Annotated in this window: 23 protein-coding genes and 1 pseudogene; 17 read left to right on the plus strand and 7 right to left on the minus strand. The window is 48.6% G+C overall.

Features of this window, described 5'->3' with window-relative positions; translation table 11 throughout:
* The first annotated feature begins 45 nt into the window (after positions 1–45).
* Positions 46–678, plus strand: a complete 633-nt coding sequence (locus ACFORK_RS02575; protein WP_379195283.1) for a carbohydrate-binding family 9-like protein — start codon at positions 46–48, stop codon at positions 676–678.
* A gap of 393 nt (positions 679–1,071) precedes the next feature.
* The gene (locus ACFORK_RS02580) at positions 1,072–2,046 is read left to right on the plus strand and encodes an alpha/beta hydrolase family protein (RefSeq protein WP_379195285.1); all 975 of its coding nucleotides are present in this window, start codon (positions 1,072–1,074) and stop codon (positions 2,044–2,046) included.
* 279 nt (positions 2,047–2,325) lie between these two features.
* Here the strand turns inward: ACFORK_RS02580 and ACFORK_RS02585 are convergent, their stop codons facing one another.
* From ACFORK_RS02585 to ACFORK_RS02595, 3 genes are read right to left on the minus strand one after another with little or no spacing between them, the layout of a single operon-like run.
* Complete coding sequence (locus ACFORK_RS02585) at positions 2,326–2,997, minus strand: LutC/YkgG family protein (protein WP_379195287.1); 672 nt, start codon at positions 2,995–2,997, stop codon at positions 2,326–2,328.
* Positions 2,994–4,421, minus strand: coding sequence for a LutB/LldF family L-lactate oxidation iron-sulfur protein (locus ACFORK_RS02590; RefSeq protein WP_379195290.1), 1,428 nt, complete (start codon positions 4,419–4,421; stop codon positions 2,994–2,996). Before ACFORK_RS02590 ends, ACFORK_RS02585 begins: the two co-directional genes overlap by 4 nt.
* On the minus strand, positions 4,418–5,167 hold the full coding sequence (locus ACFORK_RS02595) for a (Fe-S)-binding protein (RefSeq protein ID WP_379195293.1): 750 nt from the start codon (positions 5,165–5,167) through the stop codon (positions 4,418–4,420). The genes ACFORK_RS02590 and ACFORK_RS02595 overlap by 4 nt, the downstream gene beginning before the upstream one ends.
* A 176-nt stretch (positions 5,168–5,343) precedes the next feature.
* Between ACFORK_RS02595 and aldA the strand changes: the two genes are divergently transcribed.
* Positions 5,344–6,789 (plus strand): aldehyde dehydrogenase, encoded by a 1,446-nt coding sequence (gene aldA / locus ACFORK_RS02600; protein ID WP_379195295.1) that lies wholly within the window; start codon positions 5,344–5,346, stop codon positions 6,787–6,789.
* Positions 6,790–7,012: 223 nt separating this feature from the next.
* Here aldA and ACFORK_RS02605 read toward each other — a convergent pair whose 3' ends face one another.
* Entirely contained in the window at positions 7,013–7,231 is a 219-nt protein-coding gene (locus ACFORK_RS02605) for a hypothetical protein (protein ID WP_175372965.1), read from the minus strand.
* Positions 7,232–7,528: 297 nt separating this feature from the next.
* Between ACFORK_RS02605 and ACFORK_RS02610 the strand changes: the two genes are divergently transcribed.
* Positions 7,529–8,059 carry a GNAT family N-acetyltransferase gene (locus tag ACFORK_RS02610; protein WP_379195298.1) on the plus strand — a complete coding sequence of 177 codons (531 nt, stop codon included), beginning with the start codon at positions 7,529–7,531 and terminating at the stop codon, positions 8,057–8,059.
* Between the two features lie 104 nt (positions 8,060–8,163).
* Here the strand turns inward: ACFORK_RS02610 and ACFORK_RS02615 are convergent, their stop codons facing one another.
* Positions 8,164–9,777, minus strand: coding sequence for a DUF4179 domain-containing protein (locus ACFORK_RS02615; RefSeq protein ID WP_379195300.1), 1,614 nt, complete (start codon positions 9,775–9,777; stop codon positions 8,164–8,166).
* Positions 9,752–10,279 (minus strand): RNA polymerase sigma factor, encoded by a 528-nt coding sequence (locus tag ACFORK_RS02620; RefSeq protein WP_379195302.1) that lies wholly within the window; start codon positions 10,277–10,279, stop codon positions 9,752–9,754. The genes ACFORK_RS02615 and ACFORK_RS02620 overlap by 26 nt, the downstream gene beginning before the upstream one ends.
* Before the next feature lie 332 nt (positions 10,280–10,611).
* Between ACFORK_RS02620 and ACFORK_RS02625 the strand changes: the two genes are divergently transcribed.
* The 12 genes from ACFORK_RS02625 (at position 10,612) to ACFORK_RS02680 (ending at position 21,817) form a co-directional block, all read left to right on the plus strand.
* On the plus strand, positions 10,612–11,739 hold the full coding sequence (locus ACFORK_RS02625) for a DNA alkylation repair protein (RefSeq protein ID WP_379195304.1): 1,128 nt from the start codon (positions 10,612–10,614) through the stop codon (positions 11,737–11,739).
* Positions 11,740–12,027, plus strand: a complete 288-nt coding sequence (locus ACFORK_RS02630; protein ID WP_379195306.1) for a Dabb family protein — start codon at positions 11,740–11,742, stop codon at positions 12,025–12,027.
* 169 nt (positions 12,028–12,196) lie between these two features.
* On the plus strand, positions 12,197–12,319 hold the full coding sequence (locus ACFORK_RS02635; RefSeq protein ID WP_379195308.1) for a hypothetical protein: 123 nt from the start codon (positions 12,197–12,199) through the stop codon (positions 12,317–12,319).
* Between the two features lie 288 nt (positions 12,320–12,607).
* Positions 12,608–13,546: a nickel ABC transporter permease gene (gene nikB / locus ACFORK_RS02640; protein ID WP_379195310.1), complete on the plus strand. Its 939-nt coding sequence runs from the start codon at positions 12,608–12,610 to the stop codon at positions 13,544–13,546.
* 24 nt (positions 13,547–13,570) lie between these two features.
* Complete coding sequence (gene nikC, locus ACFORK_RS02645) at positions 13,571–14,392, plus strand: nickel transporter permease (protein ID WP_379195312.1); 822 nt, start codon at positions 13,571–13,573, stop codon at positions 14,390–14,392.
* A 26-nt stretch (positions 14,393–14,418) separates the two neighbouring features.
* A complete protein-coding gene (locus tag ACFORK_RS02650; protein ID WP_379195314.1) occupies positions 14,419–15,207 on the plus strand; it encodes an ABC transporter ATP-binding protein in 789 nt (262 codons plus the stop codon).
* A 226-nt stretch (positions 15,208–15,433) separates the two neighbouring features.
* Complete coding sequence (locus tag ACFORK_RS02655) at positions 15,434–16,303, plus strand: ATP-binding cassette domain-containing protein (protein ID WP_379195316.1); 870 nt, start codon at positions 15,434–15,436, stop codon at positions 16,301–16,303.
* On the plus strand, positions 16,300–17,994 hold the full coding sequence (locus tag ACFORK_RS02660) for a nickel ABC transporter substrate-binding protein (protein WP_379195318.1): 1,695 nt from the start codon (positions 16,300–16,302) through the stop codon (positions 17,992–17,994). The genes ACFORK_RS02655 and ACFORK_RS02660 overlap by 4 nt, the downstream gene beginning before the upstream one ends.
* Before the next feature lie 3 nt (positions 17,995–17,997).
* Complete coding sequence (locus ACFORK_RS02665; RefSeq protein ID WP_379195320.1) at positions 17,998–18,750, plus strand: class I SAM-dependent methyltransferase; 753 nt, start codon at positions 17,998–18,000, stop codon at positions 18,748–18,750.
* Between the two features lie 6 nt (positions 18,751–18,756).
* Complete coding sequence (locus ACFORK_RS02670; RefSeq protein ID WP_379195322.1) at positions 18,757–19,506, plus strand: class I SAM-dependent methyltransferase; 750 nt, start codon at positions 18,757–18,759, stop codon at positions 19,504–19,506.
* 54 nt (positions 19,507–19,560) lie between these two features.
* Entirely contained in the window at positions 19,561–20,367 is an 807-nt protein-coding gene (locus tag ACFORK_RS02675; protein ID WP_379195324.1) for an AAA family ATPase, read from the plus strand.
* 193 nt (positions 20,368–20,560) lie between these two features.
* Entirely contained in the window at positions 20,561–21,817 is a 1,257-nt protein-coding gene (locus ACFORK_RS02680) for an outer membrane protein assembly factor BamB family protein (RefSeq protein WP_379195326.1), read from the plus strand.
* A 128-nt stretch (positions 21,818–21,945) separates the two neighbouring features.
* Here the strand turns inward: ACFORK_RS02680 and ACFORK_RS02685 are convergent.
* Positions 21,946–22,704 (minus strand): annotated as a pseudogene (locus ACFORK_RS02685) (creatininase family protein).
* Positions 22,705–22,871: 167 nt separating this feature from the next.
* Here ACFORK_RS02685 and ACFORK_RS02690 point away from each other — a divergent pair.
* On the plus strand, positions 22,872–23,447 hold the full coding sequence (locus ACFORK_RS02690; RefSeq protein ID WP_379195328.1) for a TetR/AcrR family transcriptional regulator: 576 nt from the start codon (positions 22,872–22,874) through the stop codon (positions 23,445–23,447).
* Positions 23,448–23,541 lie beyond the last annotated feature (94 nt).

The following is a 23,541-nucleotide window of genomic DNA, read 5'->3' on the forward strand; positions in this document are numbered from 1 at the left end:
GAGTTTTAAAGCTCCATATCACATGTGAAAAGAGGAGATTCTTACATGGCAAGCGATCGTTCTTATCAGATTAACGCAAGCGCAACACGAACGAACTGGTCTGAAGTTCCCGCACTCCAAGTAGATCAATACCTTTGGCTGGACAACGGCTATGCACCTAAGGTAGAAGTTAGAGCATATTACACCTCCGAGCGTTTGCATGTACAGTTTCAGGTGGATGAGGGTCAGCCGTTGGTTCGCTACCATCAGCCGAATGATCCGGTATATACGGATAGTTGTGTTGAGTTTTTCGTGCAGCCGCTGCCCGGCAGCGATGCCCGGTATCTGAATTTTGAACTGAACGCGGCAGGGACACTGCTGCTTCAGCTTGGTGAGGGGCGGGATCGGAAGTATTTGGAGGATGCATCGCCGGCGCTTTTTGAGATTCAAACCTCTTATGCAAAAGAAGATTCACATCCTGAAGGGGGCGGTTGGGAGCTGGAATTCTCTATTCCCTTCGATTGGCTGACGGAATTGTTCCCGGATTTTACGGCCAGTTCGGGGCAAATTCTGCGCGGAAACTTCTACAAGTGCGGGGATGAGACAGAGCTTCCTCATTATGGCTCTTGGAACAAGGTGGATTCTGTGACGCCCAATTTTCATCTAAGTGCGAGCTTTGGAGAATTGGTGCTGGAATAAGGGTTGTAGAACGATGGTTGCAATAACAACGGGTACCTTCCTGAAGTGGAAGATACCCGTTTCTTATTATGTAGGGAGTAGCGCAGATTGTTGTATCGTCTGTGCGTGAACTTTTTATACATATTTGTAAATACGAAGTGCCTAGCTAGCAATCTAACAATCACAGACAGTATGCTAACTGCCAATGAGTCAACAGTTTAATATATAACGCGGCAGCATTGAAGAGTTGATTTCTATAATTGGTTTTATTTTGATAATATGTTATTTATATTGTGGATGAACCGAGTTCATTTTTAGATGCTCAATCTGAAGAGTAAATTTCTCGAAATTCAACGAGTTGGTAAAGGATGGGATCGGGATCGGTACTAGGATTATTTAGGAGGGTGTGAGGAATTGGAATATTATCGTTATCGGGGAAACAGAGCATTTTTTTTGATTCTAGTTATAATTATATTGAATACAGTCACGTTATCCGGCTGTCAAGCAACTGATCCACCAGATAGCGATATAGAGATCATCTCTAAAGAACTAATAGAAGTGCCTGGTCAAAATCCGAATATTGATATATACAAGGTATTTTATAAAAGTGATGATATCAAAGTTCTAGCCTACCTGACGATTCCCAAGGCTACCGGAAAGTATCCACTGGTTGTTCATCTTCATGGGGGATACGCTCTTGAACGGAAGGAACTTTCTCATTACGATTTTGGCTTTACGTTCGGCTTTAAATATATGAGTGACGAAGTGGTGTACTTGTATCCCCTCTATCGTGGATATTTGGAGAGCGATGGCCATGTGCAAGGCATTGCGGAGAATACACGGGATACAGAGAATGCAATTAAAGTGGCAATGTCCACCGGAAGCGTAAAACCGAATTCGGTATACCTGCTAGGTGCATCGATGGGTGGCGGCGTGGCTTTAAGATTAGCTTCTGAGCGGCAGGACGTAAAAGCTGTTGTCGGTGTGAGTCCTTTTGTGGGCTGGGATGTAAATTTACGCTGGCTATATGATCACCCAGATGCGACTTCACCTAAAATTGTAGAGGAGAATAGAAAGACGGCTGAATATGTAAGATTTGGCCTGATTAATGCCAATCCTGAATCAAAAGGGGATTATTGGATACTGGATCGAATTCCCGACATTAAGGCCCCGGTACTTCTGTTGCAAGGGACTGCCGATGAGAGCCTCATTTGGCAAACCGTTCAAGATTTTGCAGATGATTTGGAAGAGGCAGGTAAAACTGTGAAGCTTGTTTTGTACCCAGATGGTCGGCATGGGTTAGCGGACAAGTATCAAGACCAGAGGAACCAAGAAGTGACGCAATGGCTACATACGTATGGCGTGCCCAAATCATTTGCCCTACAGTAGGAGCCAGTCATAAATATAGTGGAAGAGGATTATTAGAATAACGGGTATCTTCCTGAAGAGGATGGTACCCGTTTCTTTTTGTGTGGGAGTAGCGCCACTGTGGGTAGCGGAGGGCCTACGGGATGCTGAAGAAACACAGTGGTCTCCTTTAAAGCCAGATTTCAACCGCTAATTCTTTTCCAATTCAGAAATCAGACTTTAACAGCGATCGTAAGAATCCTTCGAACCCGTAGCATCTTCACGCATGAGGATTCATCTTTTAAGTTTGCTTTTCAGCCTCTAAATAAGTACATAAGATGCACTCAAGGGACCATGTACTCCGACAACGAGCTGCATCTCAATATCGGCTGAATTGGAAGGTCCAGAGATGAAATTGATGGCTGAGCCGATAGGCTCGCCTGCTTCAATTCGCAGGTTGAGATCTGCTGCTGCCTGAGTGGAACGAAGCACAAGCCGCTTTTTTTCAATAATCGCAATGTAGTGGGTAGGCAGAAAGTGGAGGGAGCGGCCTTGATCCGGGCGACTCTCTACAACAATTGTGCCTGATTCGGCCAGTGCGTAATCAGCGAAGACGATAGCCGTATTGGCGGATTGCGCTTGCAGCAGATTCTTTTCTCTTCCCGCCGCTTCATTCCATACGAACGAATTAGGGAATGTCAGCCCGTAATCGCTAAATCGGCTATCCCCCGAAGTGATTGTAATTCCCCCACCATTCGCATGGATCAGATCATCTAATGTTGCCTGCAAAAGCTCTGGATTCGATTCAATCAACTGTGTGTGGATAAAGAAGCACTGCTCTTTAAGGATCTCTACCAACTCGTCGGTGGATGGATTGCCATAGCTGTTAGGGAACTGCGCTCGCAAGTCGGGTCGCTGTACGTCATAGACACGTTCCCGCCCAAGCTTGGCGGCGATTGTATTTAGAAAAGCTTCCTTGCCTGATACCGTCATTGGTCAGTCCCTCCTTTGCGTTGATCAAGCCAGGTCCGGAAGCTGTCCTGCTGCTTGACCGGCTGTTTAAGATCACGAACATTGGTCCAGCCGTGTATAATTCCCGGTCCTCTGACAATTCGTCCATGCTTGCTGAGCAAGCGGCTTGCCGGATTCGCAAACCTCAGTGCTTTGCCAAACAAAATCGGGGAAGAGAGGAGACGGCTTGCCGCCTTCATCTGGATTCTTTCCACGCTCCCCGTTCTTTTTTCGCTCACGATTTTTTGACGATGCAAGATCAACTGCTCGTGCAGCGGGATTTTAACCGGACAAACATCCGTACAAGCTGCACACAAGCTAGAGGCAAAAGGAAGCTCTTTATAGTCATCATATCCGCCCAGTAGCGGCGTAATTACAGCTCCAATCGGACCTGGATAGATTGATCCGTAGGCATGACCGCCAATATGACGGTAGACCGGGCACACATTAAGACAGGCGCCGCAGCGGATGCACTGCAGGGCTTCGTTAAATTCGCTTCCAAGAATATCGGAGCGGCCGTTGTCCACTACAACTAAATGAAACTCTTCAGGTCCATCACTTTCCCCGGCCGCTGAGGGGCCCATCACGGTAATATAGCTGGTCAATTTCTGCCCTACAGCACTTCGGCAGAGCAGGTTATCCAGCACTTCCATCTCTTCAAGCGTAGGCACAATGCGTTCCATCCCCATCACAGCAATATGCGTTTTCGGTATGGCGGCGGTAAGATCACCGTTGCCTTCATTGGTAACCAGATTAATGGCACCTAGATTGGCAATGGCAAAGTTGCAGCCTGTAATCCCGACATCCGCTTCGAGAAACTTTTGCCGCAGCACCGTTCTTGCAAAGGAGGCCAGGCTCTCTGGACGTTCATCTCCCGAGTACCCAAGCTTCTCTTCGAACACTCTTTGTATTTGTGTACGGTCTTTATGCAGCGCAGGTGCCACAATATGTGAAGGCGGGTCCCAATCATCAATCTGCAGGATATATTCGCCAAGGTCGCTCTCGATCAGTTCACAGCCGGCATCCATCAGGACACGGTTCATTTCAATTTCCTCGGTAACCATGGATTTGGATTTGACGATTTTTTTAGCTTTTTTTTGTATGACGATGTCCCGAATATAATTGCTGGCTTCCTCTTTTGTTTTGGCAAAATAGACATGACCGCCCTTGTTCTCTACGTTATCCGCCAACTGCTCTAAGTAATAATCCAGGTTCTTCAGCGTATGCTGACGGATTTGCTGGCCGATTGAGCGCCACTGTTCCCAATCCCCAAGAGCGGTCGCCGCTGACAGACGTCTGGTCTTCAAGCTGTCCTGGGCTGAACTTACCGCGCTTCTCATGAAGAGATCCCCGAGGCCTTCTGTAGTCCGTTCGCTAAAATTCCGTTTATCCGTTTGCAGGCTCATGTGTATGTTCCTCCTTTGGCAGCGGTAGCATGGCGATGGTTCAGCACTTCTGCAATATGCATTATTTTAATGGGTTCTCCCTTGCGTGACAGGCGGCCACCGATATTGAGCAGACATCCCATATCCGCACTGATCAGAATGTCCGCCCCCGTGTCCAGGACACAGCCGCACTTTTCATCCACCATCTGCTCGGAGATTTCAGGCATTTTCACGGAAAAGGTTCCGCCAAAGCCGCAGCAATTATCGCTATTCTTGAGCGGCTCCAATTGGAGTCCCTGCACCTGCTCAAGCAACAGGTAGGGGGTTTCCTTTTCTCCCAGAAGTCTTGTCATATGACAGGAACGGTGGTAGGTGGCGGTTCCCTCAAGGGTTGCACCGACATCGGTAATGCCTAGCACTTTAACAATGAATTGGGTAAGTTCATAAGATTTATTTTTTAAAGCAACCGCTTTCAATTCCCATTCTGGATCGCCTTTAAAAACCTTAGGGTATTCATGAAACATAGCGATACAGGAGCCGGAAGGACCCACGACATAATCGGAGCTCTCGAAGGCAAGTATCATATTCTTCATGGCAAGCTTTGAATCTTCCAGATAGCCGCTATTATAAGTAGGCTGACCGCAGCACACCTGAGAAGCAGGATAATCGACGTTACAGCCCAGCCTTTCGAGAACCTCAACCATAGCTATTCCGACATTCGGAGTCATAAGGTCAACTAAACAAGTTGAGAATATACTGACTTTCAATCCGATCCCTCCAATGGCAACCTTGATGTGTATAGCTTAACTCAAAAAGTCAATGAAAAACAACACAAAATGAATTAAAAACAGTGGAATGTTGTTGAATGTTGTTGACAAGAAAAGTTGACAGCGTTTACAATCAATGAGGAGAAATGGATAATCAACCTTGAGGGGGAGAGGCAGTGGAAAAGCATTTAATGTATATCGACGGCCAGTTTACAGAATCAGAAGGCAAAGAGTGGATGAATGTAACCAACCCATCAACAGATGAAGTGATTTCACAGGTTCCCAAAGCTACAAGGAATGATGTGTTACGTGCTATTAACGCAGCGGAAGCAGCCCAGTCAGCCTGGGAAGAAACACCTGCGGTTGAAAGAGGAAAGTACCTTCATGCCATTGCCGACGGAATTCGGGCTGAGGTTGATATTCTTGCTAGGCTGATCTCCGAAGAAGTAGGTAAGACCTTGGAATTATCCACAGTAGAGGTTAACTTTACAGCAGATTATATGGATTATATGGCAGAATGGGCACGACGCTATGAAGGGGAAATCGTTCAGAGTGATCGTGATAATGAGAATATCTTTGTATTTAAACGAGCAATCGGGGTGACAACAGGCATTCTGCCATGGAACTTCCCGTTCTTTCTGATCGCTAGAAAAATGGCTCCGGCGTTGATCACCGGAAATACGATTGTAGTCAAGCCTAGCGCCGAATCTCCTAACAATGCGGTGGCTTTTGCCAAAATTGTTGACAACGTGGGTCTCCCTAAAGGAGTATTCAACCTTGTGACTGGTAAAGGCGGAGAGGTTGGCAATGAATTGGCCAGCAACCCTAAGGTTGGCATGGTCAGTCTAACCGGCAGTGTGCCGGCAGGTCAAAAGGTGATGGAGGCGGCAGCTGAAAATATTATCAAGGTCAGTCTTGAGCTTGGCGGCAAGGCCCCTGCTATTGTTATGGATGACGCCGATCTGGACTTGGCCGTCAAAGCGATTGTGGATTCCCGGGTGATTAATACAGGGCAGGTCTGTAACTGTGCGGAGCGGGTCTATGTCCATGAGAAGATCAAGGATGAATTCACCACCCGTCTGGTTGAGGCAATGGGAGCGGTGAAGTATGGTGATCCGTTGAAAGATAAGGATATTCATATGGGGCCGTTGATTAACAAGGCGGCTCAGGAATCCGTGCAGCAAAAGGTTGACCGTGCAGTACAAGAAGGCGCCAAGATCGCTTTCGGTGGTAAAAAGGTCGAGGGAACCGGCAGCTTTTTTGAGCCAACGGTCATTACCGATGCTACGAATGAGATGGAAATCGTGCAGGAGGAGATTTTCGGACCGGTCATTCCTATCATTTCTTTTGCTAACTTAGATGAAGCCATTGCACTTGCCAATGACAGTGAGTTTGGATTGACCTCATCTCTATATACTCAAAATTTAAACGTTGCGATGAAAGTGATCAAGCGTCTCAAATACGGTGAAACTTATATTAACCGGGAGAACTTTGAAGCGATGCAAGGCTTCCATGCGGGCTGGCGGAAATCCGGCATCGGTGGAGCGGATGGCAAACACGGCTTGAACGAATATTTGCAGACGCAAGTAGTGTATCTGCAGTACGATAAATCGATCAATTAAAAATATTTTATGCAAGTAACCGATACGGTCCGCAAAGGCCGTATTTCGGATGAATAGATCAGCCAGACGCTTCTGGCTGGTCTTTCTTTGTATACAACGAGAACAACGGGTATCTTGCTATAGTAGAAAGTGCCCGTTGTTTATTGTACGGCAAAGAGGCACGGGAACCGCACCTTGCTGTTAACAGGTATTCTTTTTAAAAAAAGAAAATATTAGGCCTTTGTTATCCTTTGTCCCGCTGGAACTTGGTTGTTTCCCGGTCATAATGTGAGATCGAACCATCGAACCCAACAAGGCGGACATAACCTTCGGAGAACTTGTCAATCCGGCCAAAGCCTACCCGGGCATACATTCCGTCAGGATCGAGCTGTAAGGCGGAGACAAAGGTCTGGGACAGGGCGGCTACGAAAAAATCAATATTTTTAACCAAAGTGTGTGGCATAACGTTCTTCCTCCGTTGAAATGGTAATTCGGCTAAACCGTGTGGTGTTGCTCGTTCTAATATAATAGCATGAGTAGCGCCACTTTTGTGATATGGTAGGATATATTGGAAGCCAAATGTCAGCAAGAGATGAGGAATGTGAAATGAACGATCAACTGGAGCGCGTGAAAGCGTTGTTCATGGAATACTGTGGCAGCTTGCCTGATATGCACCGGGGCGGCTGAACCAAAGGGCCAAGCAGAATCTGGATTCAATCGAAGAGATTATGAATTAAATGATACTGACGGGAGGGTATGAATGATGCAGATTAAAACGGAGACTGTACAGGATTATCGCCAGGTATACGATTTGAATGTTGTTGCATTCGAGAACAGGGAAGACGAAGCCAGGCTGGTGGAACGGATCAGGAGCTCGGAGGGTAGTATCCCGGAGCTGTCCATTGTGGCGATTCAGGATGAGGGGGAGAGTGCAAATGTTATCGGTCATGTGCTGTTCAGCAAAGCTAGTGTGATCGATAGGGACATAGAGCATCCTGTCATTGTGCTGGCCCCGGTGGCGGTTCATCCCGATTCACAGCGGCAAGGAGTAGGTCAGGCGCTGATTAGGGAAGGCCTCCGCAGATGCCAGGCACTGGATTACGGATTGGTGCTGCTGATCGGACACCCGAGCTATTACCCCAAACTGGGCTTCAAGCCGGCCAGACCTTATGGATTGGAACTGAAGCAATTCGAAGTACCTGATGATGTGTTCATGGTTCATGAGTGCATAGAGGGCCGATTGGCTGCCGTGAAGGGCGAGCTGAGGTATCCGGCTGTTTTTCTGGAATAGGTTACCCGTAGCTATAGTATTTTCAACGAATATCCAATCGAAAAACCCGCCCTCAGAACTGGCTAAAGGGGCGGGTAAACATGATTAAAGACGAGCTCCATGTGTTAGAGTTTAATTTCTACGTCCCGGCTTGGATCGCTGTATTTATAGATACCAGGGTTCAGTTCAATTTTTCTGTCAAAAGGGATATCTGTGTAGCTATCAATATTAGTTCCTGTAGATATCATTCCCTTAGGTGTAATTTCAGGCACCACTTCTTTGCCATTAATACGTAACGTAGTTTGATTAACGCCCTTGAAGCCAGGAGACTTGGAACTTGATTCGACAATCAATTTTCCGCCTTCAGTATAGTACGCGAATTGAATTTCAAAACCGTCTACATCAAGTTTGGTGAACTGCTTTTCCTTCGCAGGTTTATTAAGGGTAATCCAATTTTTAGAGGGATCACGTTTCTCAATCACGGCATCTTTTAATAAAAGTTTCATCGGAACATCTGACCAGTTCTTATACCACTCTGGAGATTCAAATTGAAATAAATGCTGATAGCTCTCGGGATTGTCGCCTCTCAAATTCCACCCCCCGGTGATTGTAGTATCACCTATAACTAACTGCGCAGTTTTATAGTGGACAATTCCTTTTGGTAGCGACTCCTCTTCATCTATAAGAATTTGGATCTCTAGCGGAGTAACCACCAACTGATCTAAAGTTACCCCTGTTTTTTCTTGAAATTCAGGACTGGTATGCAGTGCCTTAGTGTAAATAGATTCACTTGCTTTTTTCCCGTCGGCTTGAAAATCGAACGCCCAAGTACCCGAAATCCGCCTAGCTTCTTCAATATAGCTTAAATGCAGACCAGCATCCTTCCAGTCCGGTTCGGTCATATCAAATACCTGTTCAAGCAACAAGTCTGGACCTTCGCTAGGCATAAGGGTTGGAATGGCGTCTTTCTCTTGACCACCAATACTAATTACCAAATGGGGGTTACCCCGTCCCGAATCAGATGGTGATGCAGCGACTCTATAACGGATAATGGTTTGATTTGCAGCTTGTCGGACGGACACGATATGAATGGTGGGATACTGGGTAGCACCGGTAACAATCGTATCTCCAGCTTGCAGATTTGATTTTAAGGGAATATCTCGATTACGGTAAAAAATAAGATTCTGTGCTTCAAACTTGTAATCCTTTTTAGCATCCTTTAATGTATCAGGTGTTTCATAAATACCAATGAGTTTATGGCTATCAGAATCGTATTCTAGATAACCGCATACCTTTGCTTTGGCACCAGATTCACTAGTTATGGTATTTTTCTCTGTAGCAAATCCAATATAATGGCTTAGGTCCGTATTGGTATCCAGAGAGAGGAGCATCTTCATTTTTTCTCCGTCAGACACCACACCGTTCAAATTCATGGTAACTCCTGAGCTGGAAGCTTTCAGATCATACTGCTGGCCGATACCGTTATTCAATGCAGTGGTCACACCAAGGCCGCCAATTTTATTCCAATTTATCGTCACACCCGCGAATACAGGGATACCGACAAGCAAGAAACAGGAGAATGCGATACTGATGGGAACAAGCTTCATACGATTTCTAGGCGTATTTTGTGGCGGCTGCAGATTTACTTGGCGTTTGTGTGCTTCTTTTTCAATGGCTGTCCACATGGAATCATAATTCGGCTGAGGAACATGCTTATCCTTTTGAATATACTGACTCATTATTACTCATCTCCTTTAGTTGAGGTTTAGCCATACCATTAAGCAGTTTAAGCCCCTTGTTTAGTCTGGATTTGGCAGTACCCTCAGGGATGTTCATAACTTTAGAGATTTCAGGTACAGTCAATTCATTAATATAACGGAGGACTACTACCATTCTGATTTTGTCGGGGAGTTTACTATATAAGCCTTGTAGTTCTTCTTTAGTTTCACGTTGAGATAAGCTCTCTTCTACAGGGTTGGAATCTTGAGACCTGGAGAGCAAATAATTGCGTACCTCTTTCATGAATCCTGTTTTGCGCCTTTTAAGAATGCTGTTGCACTCATTCGAAGCAATGCGTAAGATCCACGATTTTAGATCCCTCACCTTTGACCGATCCGCCAAGATCACTTTGACAAATACTTCTTGGCATACATCCTCAGCATCTGCCTGATTTTTCATCAAATAGTAACAAAAATAATAGACTTGTTCTTTATAGAGTTCGAAAATTTCCCGGTCAGTCATTCTGCTGCACCCCCTTTTTATGTTGTTCTCATCAATAAGACAGATAATAGAATGCAATCGTTCATTTTATTTATAGGGTTGTCGAAACTATTTTATCGGATAGGCTCACAGAACTTGTAAGAGGAGTTGCATGGAGGCACTGCTTGTCATGCCTGAAAGATCCTCTTGGCGAAGTAGAAGTGATCCCGTTCGTTGCTATAGTGGTGCGGTGATTAACCTGACATAAGGCTGTCCAGTTACGTATGCTACAATGTCTCCAATGGGCATAATGGATGGACTAGACGTTCATGCCGGAGTGCGGACAAGTTATAAATTCTGTGGGGGGCAAAAGAATGGCCGAGCCTTTAAAAGCCATGTACAATAAGGAATTTCTAAGCAGCTTCGGCGAGAAAGTGCAGCGCGCCTATTCGTCGTTTGACACGGAGAGCTTCATCGCTGCGGCGATGGCGGAGCCGTGGGTGGAATTGGAGCTGAAGGCACGGATGAGGCGTATTACACAGTCGCTGGGAGAACATCTACCTTCGGGCTACGAAGATGCACTGCGGATTTTATATGAGATCGACAAGGAGTGTGTCGGGTTCCCGTACCTGATCTTTCCCGATTTTATCGAAGTGTATGGACAAGCCCCGGAGCATTGGGAGTTGTCCATGGCAGCGCTGGAGCGGTTCACGTCAAAATCATCGGCAGAGTTCGCCGTAAGGCCATTTCTGCTGCGCGAGCCGGAGCGGATGATGGCGCAAATGCTGATCTGGTCCAGGCATGAGAGCGAGCATGTTCGGCGGCTCGCCAGCGAGGGCTGTCGGCCACGTCTGCCATGGGGGCAGGCGCTTCCGATGTTCAAGCGCGATCCGGCACCTGTGCTGCCAGTGCTAGAGGAGCTGAAGGCTGATCCATCCCTTTATGTGCGCAAAAGCGTCGCTAACAATCTGAACGACATCGCCAAGGACCACCCGGCGCTGGTGCTGGAGATTGCTCAGCGCTGGAAGGGTCAGCATCCCGACACGGACTGGATCGTGAGGCATGCTTGCCGCTCGCTGATCCGCAAGGCTGATCCCGGGGTGATGGCCTTGTTCGGCTACGCCGAATCGGAGGATTCGGCGCCGCTTGTGATTGGCGCTTCCCTGACCGCTGCGCCAGAAGCGCTGGCGATTGGGGACAGCAGCGAGCTGAACTACGAGCTGCGGGTCCGTGAAGGAGATCCTGTACGTATTCGCATCGAATACGGGATCGACTTTGTAAAAGCGAGCGGGAAGACGTCCCGCAAGCTGTTCCTGCTGTCCGACAAGACTGTTCCTGGCGGGACAAGGCTGGCTGGTACGCGCACCCACCGCTGGGCTGACTTGACGACCCGCCGTCATTATCCGGGCGAGCATCTAATTACGCTCTTGGTGAATGGACGCGAAGCTGCCACCACCCAAATTAAGCTGGAATTACCCGAAAAAGTAGAAGGAGGAGTATAGATGATTACGAATAACATGATGATTAAGCTGAAAGACCGGAGTCCCGAGAATATTGCGAAGACAAGAGAGGTTCTCCTCAGCATGAGGGGGCAGATCGAGACTCTACGCGACGTGAAAGTGTACGTAAATATTCGTCACGAGCAGTCTTCTTATGATCTGATGTTTGTAACTCAGTACGATTCAATGGCTGGTTTAGATGCTTATTCGGTGCATCCCGTTCATGTAGAGGTAGTTAAGTATATCGGAAGTGTAATCGATACGGGCTCCTCTGTTTGTTATGAGTCCTGAATCAATTATTACTCCAACTATGGCTCAATGTCATGATCTGTGCCTGCCAAAGCAATTTCTCTAAAACAACCTGGCTAGCACAACGTCATCAAAACAACGTTATCCAAGCAACGTCGTTAATCCACCCTTCTGTCTGTTTAAAACAGCAAGGACAGGAGGGTGAAGCTCCATGCAGTGGGCTAACGGACCGTATAGCCGCTATTTGCGCATAATGCTACTTCTGGAGCATGAAGCGGACTCAGATGACGCTATTTTCATCCAAACCGTGGATTTTGACCAGCTGCCTTACTGATAAGGTCACTGGAGTCCTTTACCCTTCTGAACGGTTGGATCTATTGGCAATAGCGCCTCTGGAGTCCGTTGCTTTGTTGCTTGACGAAGCAACAAAGCAACGGACTGATTTTGAGGTAGGCCCTTAATTAAATAGCTCTGAAGTGAGAGGTTCCCCCGAATGCCGGTAATGGCTGGGGGAGCCTCTTTATTATGGTCACTCATATTTCGACAAAATATTTATATTTGAGACTATTAATTTTAAAAGATTGTGTTATAATCGTAAACATTACGATTAACGAAATGGGATGTGAGCACATTGATACGCTATCTGCTTCAGCGGCTTCTGCATATCCTTCCGGTGCTGCTCGGCATCTCTTGCATTACCTTTACTCTGATGCACTTGACGCCGGGCGATCCCGCAGAGATTATGCTGCGGGCAGACGGCATCAAGCCCACGAAAGAAGCGATCGAGATTACCCGTCATACACTGGGTCTCGACGGTCCGGTATACATACAGTATGGGCATTGGCTTAGCCGTGTGCTGCATCTGGATTTGGGCTCGTCCTATAGCAGTGGACGACCTGTCCTGACGGAGCTGCTGGGCCGCTTTCCGGCTACCGCGCTGTTGGCTTTATGCGGTCTCGCCGTCGCTTTACTACTGGCGCTGCCGTTAGGGATTCTCTCGGCACTCTATCCGAGCAGCTTGATCGACCGGTTGGGTCGAGTTTTCGCGCTGCTTAGCGTATCCATGCCGGGTTACTGGCTTAGCCTGCTGCTAATATACTATGGCGCGGTTAAGCTGAGACTTTTCCCGGTGCTGGGAATGGAAGGAGGCTCCAGTCTGGTTCTACCCTCGCTGGCACTGGGCTTTGGAATGGCTGGCATCTACATTCGGCTGATCCGCACCAGCATGCTGGAAGCGCTGGATCAGTTGTATATTAAAGCGGCTAGGGGCAGAGGTGTGCAGGAATGGTCCGTGATTGGCAGACATGCACTGCGCAATGCTCTACTGCCCAGTCTTACCCTGCTGGGTGTCCAGATTGGCGGATTGCTGGGTGGATCGGTGATTGTGGAGACCGTATTCGCCTGGCCGGGTATTGGCCGGTATGCCGTTGAGGCGATTTTTGCCAAGGATTATATCGTTATTCAAGGGTACGTATTATTAATGGCTGTTGTCGTGGTTCTGGTGAATCTGGTGGTGGATGTAAGCTGTCTGCTGCTAGACCCAAGGATCAGGCTGCGATAAAGCCGGTGAGAGGAGAAGTTGCAAATGATTCATCTGCACTTGCCTAGGGGAAGCCGTGCGGCCCTGGTCGGAGGCAGCATTGTATTGATATTTATAGTGATTGGAATCTTCGCTCCTTATCTGGCTCCAGCCGATCCACTGCAGATTCATATGGATCACAGACTGAGCCTGCCCTCCTGGCAGCATCCGCTCGGCACCGATCATCTGGGCCGGTGTGTCTTGTCCCGTCTGATCTATGGCACGCGTACTTCTCTATACTATGCCCTGCTTGTATTGGGTGTCGTATTTGCCATCAGTATTCCTGTCGGCCTGATCGTCGGTTATGTCGGAGGAAAGCTGGACCAGCTGATTATGCGGATTATTGATGTGCTGCTCGCTTTCCCCAGTCTTATTCTTGCACTAGCGGTGACAGGAATGTTGGGCCCGGGTCCCGTGAACTTACTGATTGCATTTGCAGCTGTCTGGTGGACAGGTTATGCGCGGATTATCCGGAGCATGGTGCTACAGATCAAGGAGCGCGATTTCATAATGGCCGCCAGAGCAGCAGGTTCATCGCATCTACAGATTATGGTGAGGCATATTCTGAGCAATGCTGCTCGCCCTATTCTTGTTCTGGCATCGATGGAGGTGGGCACGATTATTCTGTCGCTGGCCGGAATGTCCTTTCTCGGACTTGGCGCTCAGCCGCCAACACCGGAATGGGGCGTGATGCTGAATGACAGCCGAACCTATATTCAGACTGCGCCGCGGTTGATGCTCTTTCCCGGTCTCGTTATTTTGCTCGTCGTTCTAGGCTTTAATCTACTGGGCGAAGGGCTGCGCAAAACAAATGGTCGAATACATTAATAAATTCCGGGAGAGGGGGATGACAGGTGACAAAAGAGACGTCCCCCGTAATGCGAGTCACGGCGCTTACTACCCGGTTTTATACACCGGACAGGGTCGTTACCGCTGTTGATGGCGTCAGCCTGGAGGTGAAGCGGGGGCAGGTTGTTGCCCTGGTCGGTGAAAGCGGCAGTGGCAAAAGCGTCACGGCCATGTCGATTCTTGGTCTGGTCGACCCGCCGGGCGTGGTGGAGCAGGGCGAGATTTGGCTCGGCGGCGTCAATCTCCGGGAATGCACGCCGCGCAGGCTCCGCGCGCTCCGGGGCAGCGAGATGGGGGTCATCTTTCAGGACCCCATGAACGCCTTGAACCCGGTGCTGACCATTGGTGCGCAGATGATCGAGACGATCAGGCTGCACCGCCGGGTGTCCCGGGCCGAGGCGAAGGGCCTGGCCCGGGCTCAGCTAACCCGGGTCGGCCTGCGAGACCCGGATACGCTGATGACGCAATATGCGTTCCAGATCAGCGGTGGAATGTGCCAGCGGGTGATGATCGCGCTGGCGCTGGTGTCCCGGCCTCGTCTACTTATTGCCGACGAGCCAACGACGGCGCTTGATGTAAGAGTGCAGGCCGGAATCCTGAAGGAATTGGACCGGATCAGGGTGGAGGAGGATATTGGAATTCTCTTGATTACCCATGATTGGGGCGTTGTCGCCGAATTAGCAGATGAAGTGTATGTGATGAGGTCGGGGCAGATTGTGGAGTCCGGGAATGTATTTGATATTTTCGAGAATCCACAGCATCCCTACACCCGAGAGCTAATAAATAGCAGATAACAACGTTTAAAATGTTTTTTGAATTTATAGAGGAGAGACATGCAAGGCTTGGAGCGGTAGGAGAGTTAGGAGCGAAACGACGGGAAAGACCGGGAAAAAGATCGGTTGAATGCGAACGTCCGAAGGCTTTGAATGCTCGAATGCTCGAACGCTCCTCGCATTTATACACTATACGTGGTTCTGCGAATTGTAACTGAAACTGCGAGACAGAGGAGGACATTGCACAATGAAACTGCTAGAGGCTGTAGGACTTAGCAAAACCTACAGTAAAGAGCGGGGGTGGTTCACCACGCAGGCCCCTGCGATGCAGGCTGTACATAATGTATCGCTAAATCTGGCAGAAGGCGAAACCCTCGGGTTGGTTGGAGAGAGTGGCTCTGGCAAAAGCACGCTCGGCCGTCTGTTGCTCGGTCTGGACAAGCCCACCTCAGGCAAGGTGCTCTACCGGGGACAGGATATTACGGGTCTTAGCTTAAAGCAGATGCGGAGTGTCCGACACCGGATGCAGATGGTGTTCCAGAATAGTCTGTCCGCCTTCAACCCGCGGTTCACCGTGGAAGAGATTATTGGTGAGCCGCTGAGAAATTACAGAGAGGGAGTTGCTGAAGCACGTAGGGAGAAGGTGCTGGACAGCCTGGAACGGGTGAGCCTATCCAGCCAGTATATGCGAAGATATCCGCATGAACTGAGCGGCGGCCAGCAGCAGCGGGTTGGGATTGCCAGAGCCATTGTGCTCAAGCCGGAGCTGCTGATCTGTGATGAACCTTTTTCCAGTCTGGATGCGACCTTGCGGAGACAAATGCTGAATCTGTTGCTGGATCTGAAATCACAGCTGGACTTATCCTATGTGTTCATTACACACGACCTGTCACTGGTTGATCGTTTCTGTGACCATGTGGCGGTGATGAACCGTGGGCAGATTGTTGAGCAGCAGCGTAGAGACTTCATCCTGCAGAATGCTGTTCATCCCTATACACGCTCTCTGCTGGAGTCCGTTCCAATTCAGGATCCTAGGTTAAGACGAGGAGCTGTAGAGTCGAGGGAGCGGAGAATAAGTAGCCTTATTTTGAATAGAGAAGAGGAACAAATGATATGAGCAAGATGGCAAAGAGAAAAGATGCACGATGGAGCAAAGTATTTCTGGCCGCGGTGACGACGGCAGTTCTGGTTATAGCCGGCTGTAACAGCAACAACAGCATTGCCAACAAGGATAATAGCAGCAATGCTGCTAATGGAACAGCGGCGAATGAAGCAACACAACCTGTCAATCACACCGGTGATGACAACAAATCGATTACTGTGGCAATAGCCGCGGATGCTGGTATGGATCAGCTGGACGCCGGTGCCTATAAAGGTTCAATGAATGTACATGCCATGATTTATGATGGGCTGGTGGAATACGGAGAGAAAGGTGAGATTTTGCCGGCACTAGCGGAATCATGGGAGATTTCGGAGGATGGGAAGGTCTACACCTTCCATTTGCGTAAGGGCGTCAAGTTCTCGGATGGTACGGATTTGAATGCAGCGGCGGTCAAATTCTCCTTCGAGCGCTGGATCAAGGACCCTGCGAATTCCCTGAATATCGCAACGGCCATGAAGTCACTTGAAGCCGTGGATGACCTGACAATCAGAATGACTTTCAATAAAGCTTACTATCCGTTCCTGACGGAGCTGTCCTTTGCAAGACCCGTTCGAATCATCAGTCCTTCCGCAGTCGAGCCTGCCGGAGATCCGAGTGGCAAGTTTGTGAAGGCAATTGGAACCGGGGCATGGATGACGGAGAGTTATAAAACCGATCAAGAAGCGGTGCTCGTCAGAAACCCTTACTACTGGGGGGAGAAGTCGAAGCTGTCCAAGATTATTTTGAAGGTGATTCCTGATCCACAGTCCAGAGTGCTTGCGCTGCAGAACGGTAGCGTGGATCTCGCTGGCGGTCAGCTAGGTAAAATCCCGGTGGAGAGCCTGCCCGTCCTGCAAAACGATTCTACGCTGAGCGTACAAGAGGCGCCGGGTACGAACTCCCACTTCCTCGCCTTCAACGGCAACAATCCTGTCCTTCAGGATGTGAAAGTACGTCAAGCAATCAATTTGGCGATCAACAAGAAAAGTATCGTTCAGGATCTTATGGGTGGAATAGGTAAGGAAGCCAAAGGGTTGTTCCCGCAGACCGTTCCTTATGTGACAGAAGATAATAGCACCTGGTACGGCTTCGATCCGGAGCAGGCCAAGGCGCTGTTAGCTAAAGCGGGGTATAGCGACACTGACGGTGATGGAATTGTAGACAAAGCTGGAATTCCGATGACCCTGAATTTTGTGCTGCAGGAGTCCGAATTCCCAGAATGGAAATCCATCGGGGAGTTGATTCAGTCGGAGCTTAAGGACATCGGCATTGATGTGAAGCTTCATGTGCTGGAACCGAATGCCTATTACGATGCGCTGTGGAAAACAAAAGATTATGACCTGATCATCTACCGTACGTATGACGATGCGTACAATCCGCATGCCTTCCTTTTGTCGCTATTCCATAAGACAGGGGATGCTCCTGCTGTTGTCTGGTCCGATGCCGGGCTGGAAGCGCTGATTGACAAGGCCGTAGGTGCGACAGACTTGACGGAGCGGCAGTCCGCTTACGATGACATTTTCAATAAGTTGTACCAGGAGGCGATGTTCGCCGCGGTGTACTTCCCGGATGATATTTTTGTCGTCAATAACAGAGTGAAGAACTTCAAGCTGGGCTACACCACCTTTACTCCGGTCTTCTGGAATCTGCTGAACGTGGGTGAATAATCAATGCTTAAAGAGATTTCCAAGTACTGGACCGTCAGCTCCGAGGGGTATGACAAGGTCATCCGTGCCCAATTCCGTAGTCCCAAAGCGGTGACCATCTGGAAGGAACTTCTGATTGAAGGGTTGCAAGGCAGGCAGAAACAGCGGGTGCTTGATGTGGGTACAGGCCCCGGTTTCTTCTCCCTGCTGCTGTCGCAGATGGGGCATCAGCCGACCGCAGTGGATGCTTCGCCAGGGATGATTGAACGGGCTATGGCCAATTTTGACCGCTTCGGATACAAGGTGCCAGCCTTTGTCGGGGATGCAGCTAACCTGGAGCGGATCGCCGACAACAGTTTTGACGCGGTAGTCTGTCGGGATGTGGTGTGGACATTACCGGAGCCGCAGCAGGCGTATGCGGAATGGCATCGGATTCTGAAGCCGGGCGGAGTGCTGATTGTTTTTGACGGAAATTATTTGTATCAGGAGAAGCATTCTCTGTTCCATAAGCTGTGGTATGCCTTGTCCTGGACGTTGATTCTACTCACGGAAAAAAGAGTTCGACGTCGCAGTAGTGACGACACAGATTTGCTTCGTGAACTGCCGTTCGTCAATGTCCTCCGGCCTGAAGCGGATGAAGCGGCTCTTCGACTAGCTGGATTCAAGCGTATCGGCATTCGCCGCAACTTCATTCCCGCCCGGCGGCAGCCGCTGCATCATTTGAAATATGGAGTTCAGAACGTACAGCGTTTCATGATAACTGCCACAAAGGAGTAGAAGTCTATGAGTATACAGCAAGAAGTAAAGACCTATTGGGAAGGCGAGGCCGAGTTATATAGTGAAGGCATTCGTAAGGAATTGAATGGTTTTCAAAGACAGGCCTGGCTGGATCTTATTCTGGAGCATGCCCCGCGGAAAGAGACCCTGAAGGTGCTGGATATCGGCTGTGGTCCAGGCTTCTTCTCCGTGATCCTGTCGAGCGCGGGTCATCTTGTCACTGGGATAGACTGTACGGACAATATGCTGGAGGAGGCGCGCAGCCATTCCGATCGTGAAGGCGTTACGGTTACATTCCGGAAGATGGACTCACATGTATTGGATTTTGCAGATGACAGCTTCGATCTTCTGGTATGTCGGAACGTCACCTGGAGTCTGGCTGATCCTGAGGCGGCGTATAAGGAGTGGAAAAGAGTGCTGAAGCCGGGTGGGCGCCTGCTGGTCTTCGACGCTAACTGGAATCGTCATCTAGTGGATGACAAGATGAAGGAGAAGCGTGAAGCGGATCATCGAGACTATGAAGCGAAAGGCTGGGGCAGCCCATCACGTCACATAGACTGGGAGGAGTCCGACAGGCTCAGCAGACTTCTGCCGCTGACCTCGGAATGGCGACCAGCATGGGATGTGCTGACGCTGGAGAAGGAAGGCTTCGCCAAGGTGTACAGTAAGGAGAACCTGTCATCCAGGGTGATGGATGAGAAGGAACAGCTCCTGACCCGTTCCACCCCGGTTTTCATGGTGTGCGCGGAGAAATAATCTTGGTGGCAACAGACCTAACGAATTTATCAGTTAAAGGAGCATTCTTATATAATGAACAAAAGCAATTCTGCCGGACGGCTTCCGAGGGCCAAAGGAATAGACATGGCAACCTGCTACATGCCCAAGGAATGTGCTAGAAAAGTTCGGCACCTCGTCTTGCCTGAGGTGAACCAGAAGATTGTGGAGGAGTTTATTACGATCCTTGGCATGCGTGAGACTTTCGAGGAACACGGTGTTCCTATTCCGAACAAGATAGTAATGTACGGTCCCCCGGGTACCGGGAAGACGCTGACCGCCTTTCATCTTGCGAAAATGCTAGAGCTTCCGCTCATTCTGGTCCGGCTCGATGCGCTTATTCACAGCCATTTGGGTGAGACCGGCAGCAATATCCGCAAAATTTTTGAGTATGCCAAGTTGTCACCCTGCGTCCTCTTCCTTGATGAATTTGATGCCATTGCCCGGACCCGGGAGAGTGGGGATGAAGTTAAGGAGATGGCGCGGGCAGTAAATACGCTACTGCAATGTCTGGATGACTTTGGAGATAACAGTATCTTTGTAGCAGCCACCAATCTGGAAAAAGAGCTCGACCGCGCTATTTGGCGGCGCTTTGACACCAAAATGACTTATTCTCTCCCCGATAACGAGAGTAGAGAGCAGTATATCAAGCTGCTGATCGGTGAATTTGGACAGGAGGAGGGGTTGGCTGAGCTCGCTTGTCAGCGGTTGACTGGTTGCAGCTTTGCCGATATCGAGCAGATTATTCTGAAAGCCAAGCGTAAAGCGATTATCGCAGGCCTCCCGCTGTGCTGGCAGCATGTCTCGCGCTCTTATGACGAGTATAATCCGGCTGTCCATTAGCAACCTGCCATTACGATAGCGTTACCTGAAAGAAGCCTTTACAGTAGGGAAACCCCCTTCTGGAGAGGTTTCTTTCAATTGGGTTACATTTTATAGCTGAAAAAGAATACACTTTTGTGACCTTTTCCACACTCTTCCTATTATACAATGGTTAGATAGTAGTTTAGTATAAATGAACAAAGGTGGAATTGCAGTGAAGAAAACAACTCAATACAGTAAATTAGCCGCGGTGCTGTTGACCAGCGCACTCAGCCTGACCCTGACCGCGCAGGCCTTCGGCGCGCCGCTTCAAGCCGGACTGAAGCCAAGCTGGACTTCAGCGTCTCTATTCACGTCCTCGGTTCTGGTTCCGAAGGATGCCGAATCCGTAATTCATGACGTTAAGGCCATTCCTGCGAAGAAGCAGGTGTACGTACATATGGGACAGAATGTACCGAATACTACCAGCAAGACGAAGCAGCTCTGGTATGTGGATACGTTGAAAGCACTCGACGCTGATACCGGTAAGCAAAACTGGGAATATGTATTCCATGATTCCAAAGGACCTTATACAACTGCTGGCAGCTCGGTCTTTAACAGCAACGGAACGGCCTATGTCTATCAGGCCTTCTCGGACAAGACCTATCGGTTGTACTCGGTGAACAGCTCTGGCAAGCTGAATTGGGTGCAGTCTCTGACCGGACCATCCTCGATTTCTCTGCTGAAGGATGGCTCCATTCTGGTGGCATCTCCTGGTGCAGTGGACAGCAAAGGGATCATCAAGACCACGTTCACTCAATTTGACGGCAGTGGTAAAGTGGCCAAACGTCAGCAACTGCCAGGGAATTTGCTCACCGCCCAAGGCGACCGGATTATTATGTCCACCAGCCCACTTGTCAAGAACAGTGCTGGCATCTGGCTGGACAAGCTGAACCCGCGTCTGGAAGTTTATGATCTGTCTTTCAAGTCGCTGTATAGCTATCAGGTGCCAGCTGGCTCCAATATTTACGGAGACGGCAGTCCCGGACAGATGGTATTGAATGACGGTACGGTGATTCTACGGACTAACGTCAATGGAACAGGGAACAAGCTCGTGGCGTTCAATTCGCAGGGTAGCCTGCTGTGGGAGCGCAGCATCCCGGGCAGTGCGCTTACTCAATCGACAGGCAACGGTTATGTAGTATTTGCCGGCGGTACATTGACCCTGTATGATTTGGAGCGTAACACAGCCACTCGTACTTTTGACGAGGAAGAAAGCAAGTATACAGTAATTGCTCAAACAGGTGACGGTAAGCTAAGTCTGAACTTGAAAGACAATACGTATCTGCTGAATCCGGCTTCGCTGGATGTGATTCTCTCCTTCAACAATGACAACCTTAATCCGTTGATGACAACCTACGGGGACAATGCTGTATATGCCTCCTCAGCGGATGGTAAGCTGACCAAATTAGCTGTGAAAGCTGGGAAATAAGCTGGCAGCTGGCATGAGAAGGTGTAGCATAAGCTGAACATTCGGAGTGCAGTTTGCTTTTTAATACGGAATAAATCGCAGCTATTATATAGGAAAGAATAAAGAGGGGCAAAGAACCCCTCTTTTTGTTATGATGAAGACATTTTTCTATCGTAAGCCTCGTCAAGCACTTGTTTTAACCCTTCGGATCTCTTCTGAATAAACGTTTCCCAGAATGTCTGACCTCGCTGGCTCAATTCCTCATCCGTATAGCTTCCTTCTTCAAATTTGCCCCAACAGCCATCTTCCGTAAGTTTATCCCAACCCATGTAATCAGCATAAATACGATTCTCCTGAGGAACGTCTGAGCCCATAGAACTTTTTTTAACAAGATCAGGACAGAGCCACATCGCCGTGCATACAGACAATAGCCCACCATGCATCTCATTTAAGCCTTGAAATCCGGCCGTATGTATAGCTTCTTCCCAAGCGTTATGAGTATTATGATTTGGAGCAATTACAAGAATATGTGGGTATTTATAATTAATATGCTTGATAAAAGCCGCTTCCCAGTAGGCACCACCGTGCCCGGTACAAACCACAAATTTGCTGAAATTTTGTTTTGCCAAATTGACTATTATTTCTTCTATCATTGCTGTTAAGATATTTGGACTTACGGTCACTGTACCTTTATAGTTAGCATGTTCTTCGGAAGTGTTGAAGGGGAGTGTCGGTAACACGTATGCGTTTAATGCTTTACCGTATGCCTCGGCTTATAAATCTGCTATAAGCGTATCCAAATGCATTGGAAGAAAAGGACCGAACTGTTCGGTAGCTCCTATAGGTATAATTACGGTGTCAATCCCACTGCTGGCTATCTCAGCCGTTGTGTTTGTATAATTTAGCATATGTATCTCCTAATTCTATAGTTTGTAATCTTAAATATACCATAATATGGATTCTTGTGGGATAGCAGGTTATAAAAATTACCCACATACGGTGAGTACTAAGAAAGTGATGAATATTTACCGTTCGTTCTACAAATGCTAAAATAGTCTTGGAAAGGAGCATGATTATGGCTCGGAGCAAAGAGTTTGAGATTGACGATGTTCTCGAAAAAGCGATGAACCTCTTTTGGCAGCAAGGTTATGAGAAGACCTCCATGCAGGACCTTGTGACTGGGATGGGGATTCATAAGAGAAGTATGTATGATACTTTTGGAGACAAGCATTCCTTATATATGAAAGCCGTGGAACGGTATGAAAGAAACGTTGCCGAGCGAATGAAGGAGCAGGCTGGGGCACAGCCTACAGCGAAGAGGGCGATTCGTAGCTTGTTTGAGATGGTGATCCGGAACGACACAGGGAAGCCCAAAGGCTGCTTGATGGTTAATACGGCGGTGGAACTGTCGCTGCATGATCCCGAGGTTGATTCCCTTGTACAGGAGAGCTTTCTTACTTCTGAACGACTATTGGAAAAGTTGGTGTCAAACGGGCAGGAGAGCGGGGAAATCTCCCGGCGGCTGGAGGCCCCAGCCCTAGCAGCTTATCTGCATAATGCGCTGGTAGGACTGCGAGTGATGGTCAAAACGGAGCTGGACCTCTCTAGACTGGAGCAAATCGTGGATATTACGTTGACTGCTTTGGATTGAGCGAGCCTGCCTGTCACTTGAATTAGTATGGATGCACAGGAGAGTTATTATCCTGATCTTTGGCAAAAAAATGTATCCTGCAATTTAATGGCTT

Source organism: Paenibacillus sp. GCM10012306 (assembly GCF_042649265.1).
In the GTDB taxonomy this organism is placed as follows: domain Bacteria; phylum Bacillota; class Bacilli; order Paenibacillales; family Paenibacillaceae; genus Paenibacillus_AQ.